Below are 3,047 nucleotides of genomic sequence, written 5' to 3'. Positions count from 1 at the left end.
TGCTCTTTAACAATCTGGAACAAGCTGAAAATTTGAAACACTCAGTAGGGTGTCATCAGACAACTATTGAGGAGTCTCTCAATACCCCAATCCGAAGACACCTTCGGGTTGTGAGGTTAAGCGACTAAGCGTACACGGTGGATGCCTAGGCAGTCAGAGGCGATGAAGGGCGTGCTAATCTGCGATAAGCGCCGGGAAGGGGATATGACCCGCGAGACCCGGCGATACCCGAATGGGGAAACCCAGTGCAATTCGTTGCACTATCCTGACCTGAATTCATAGGGTCAGGAGGCGAACCGGGGGAACTGAAACATCTCAGTACCCCGAGGAAAAGAAATCAACCGAGATTCCCCCAGTAGCGGCGAGCGAACGGGGAGGAGCCCAGAACCAACATCAGTGTCAGCGTCAGGAGAACGGTCTGGAAAGGCCGGCAGTAAAGGGTGATAGCCCCGTATCTGAAGACGCTGGCAGTGTGAGTTCGATGAGTAGGGCGGGACACGTGGTATCCTGTCTGAATATGGGGGGACCATCCTCCAAGGCTAAATACTCCTGACTGACCGATAGTGAACCAGTACCGTGAGGGAAAGGCGAAAAGAACCCCGGCGAGGGGAGTGAAAGAGAACCTGAAACCGTGTACGTACAAGCAGTGGGAGCACCCTTTGGGGTGTGACTGCGTACCTTTTGTATAATGGGTCAGCGACTTATATTCTGTAGCAAGGTTAACCGTATAGGGGAGCCGCAGGGAAACCGAGTCTTAACTGGGCGTTAAGTTGCAGGGTATAGACCCGAAACCCGGTGATCTAGCCATGGGCAGGTTGAAGGTTGGGTAACACTAACTGGAGGACCGAACCGACTAATGTTGAAAAATTAGCGGATGACTTGTGGCTGGGGGTGAAAGGCCAATCAAACCGGGAGATAGCTGGTTCTCCCCGAAAGCTATTTAGGTAGCGCCTCGTGAATTCATCTTCGGGGGTAGAGCACTGTTTCGGCTAGGGGGTCATCCCGACTTACCAACCCGATGCAAACTGCGAATACCGAAGAATGTTATCACGGGAGACACACGGCGGGTGCTAACGTCCGTCGTGAAGAGGGAAACAACCCAGACCGCCAGCTAAGGTCCCCAAGTCATGGTTAAGTGGGAAACGAAGTGGGAAGGCTCAGACAGCCAGGATGTTGGCTTAGAAGCAGCCATCATTTAAAGAAAGCGTAATAGCTCACTGGTCGAGTCGGCCTGCGCGGAAGATGTAACGGGGCTAAACCATGCACCGAAGCTGCGGCAGCGACACGTAAGTGTTGTTGGGTAGGGGAGCGTTCTGTAAGCCGTTGAAGGTGGCCTGTGAGGGCTGCTGGAGGTATCAGAAGTGCGAATGCTGACATAAGTAACGATAATGCGGGTGAAAAACCCGCACGCCGGAAGACCAAGGGTTCCTGTCCAACGTTAATCGGGGCAGGGTGAGTCGACCCCTAAGGCGAGGCTGAAAAGCGTAGTCGATGGGAAACAGGTTAATATTCCTGTACTTGGTGTTACTGCGAAGGGGGGACGGAGAAGGCTATGTCATCCGGGCGACGGTCGTCCCGGTTTAAGCGTGTAGGTGGGCGGTTTTGGTAAATCCGGACCGCTGTATAACACTGAGGCGTGATGACGAGGCACTACGGTGCTGAAGTGACAGATGCCCTGCTTCCAGGAAAAGCCTCTAAGCTCCAGGTAACATTGAATCGTACCCCAAACCGACACAGGTGGTCAGGTAGAGAATACTCAGGCGCTTGAGAGAACTCGGGTGAAGGAACTAGGCAAAATGGTGCCGTAACTTCGGGAGAAGGCACGCTGGCAGTAGGTGAAGAAACTTGCTTTCGGAGCCGAAGCCAGTCGCAGATACCAGCTGGCTGCAACTGTTTAATAAAAACACAGCACTGTGCAAACACGAAAGTGGACGTATACGGTGTGACGCCTGCCCGGTGCTGGAAGGTTAATTGATGGGGTTATCCGTAAGGAGAAGCTCTTGATCGAAGCCCCAGTAAACGGCGGCCGTAACTATAACGGTCCTAAGGTAGCGAAATTCCTTGTCGGGTAAGTTCCGACCTGCACGAATGGCGTAATGATGGCCAGGCTGTCTCCACCCGAGACTCAGTGAAATTGAACTCGCTGTGAAGATGCAGTGTACCCGCGGCAAGACGGAAAGACCCCGTGAACCTTTACTATAGCTTGACACTGAACACTGGTCCTTGATGTGTAGGATAGGTGGGAGGCTTGGAAGTGTGGACGCCAGTCTGCATGGAGCCATCCTTGAAATACCACCCTTTAATGGCTGGTGTTCTAACGTAGGCCCGTTATCCGGGTTGCGGACAGTGTCTGGTGGGTAGTTTGACTGGGGCGGTCTCCTCCCAAAGCGTAACGGAGGAGCACGAAGGTTAGCTAATCACGGTCGGACATCGTGAGGTTAGTGCAAAGGCATAAGCTAGCTTGACTGCGAGCGTGACGGCGCGAGCAGGTACGAAAGTAGGTCTTAGTGATCCGGTGGTTCTGAATGGAAGGGCCATCGCTCAACGGATAAAAGGTACTCCGGGGATAACAGGCTGATACCGCCCAAGAGTTCATATCGACGGCGGTGTTTGGCACCTCGATGTCGGCTCATCACATCCTGGGGCTGAAGTAGGTCCCAAGGGTACGGCTGTTCGCCGTTTAAAGTGGTACGCGAGCTGGGTTTAGAACGTCGTGAGACAGTTCGGTCCCTATCTGCCGTGGGCGTTGGAAGATTGAAAGGGGCTGCTCCTAGTACGAGAGGACCGGAGTGGACGCACCACTGGTGTTCGGGTTGTCATGCCAATGGCACTGCCCGGTAGCTAAGTGCGGAAGAGATAACCGCTGAAAGCATCTAAGCGGGAAACTTGCCTTGAGATGAGTCTTCCCTGACTCCTAGAGAGTCCTGAAGGAACGTTCGAGACGAGGACGTAGATAGGCTGGGTGTGTAAGCGTTGCGAGACGTTGAGCTAACCAGTACTAATGAACCGTGCGGCTTAACCTGACAACACCGAAGGTGTTTTGCGGG

General features: G+C 53.6%; 1 rRNA gene. It reads left to right on the top strand.

Annotated elements, in window-relative coordinates:
• The first annotated feature begins 114 nt into the window (after window positions 1-114).
• A 23S ribosomal RNA gene (locus AACS90_RS22685) occupies window positions 115-3,023 on the top strand.
• Window positions 3,024-3,047: the final 24 nt, after the last annotated feature.

The organism is Xenorhabdus sp. KK7.4, from assembly GCF_963876465.1.
GTDB classification, from domain to species: Bacteria; Pseudomonadota; Gammaproteobacteria; order Enterobacterales; family Enterobacteriaceae; genus Xenorhabdus; species Xenorhabdus stockiae.
This window is presented reverse-complemented; position numbering and strand designations above follow the sequence as displayed.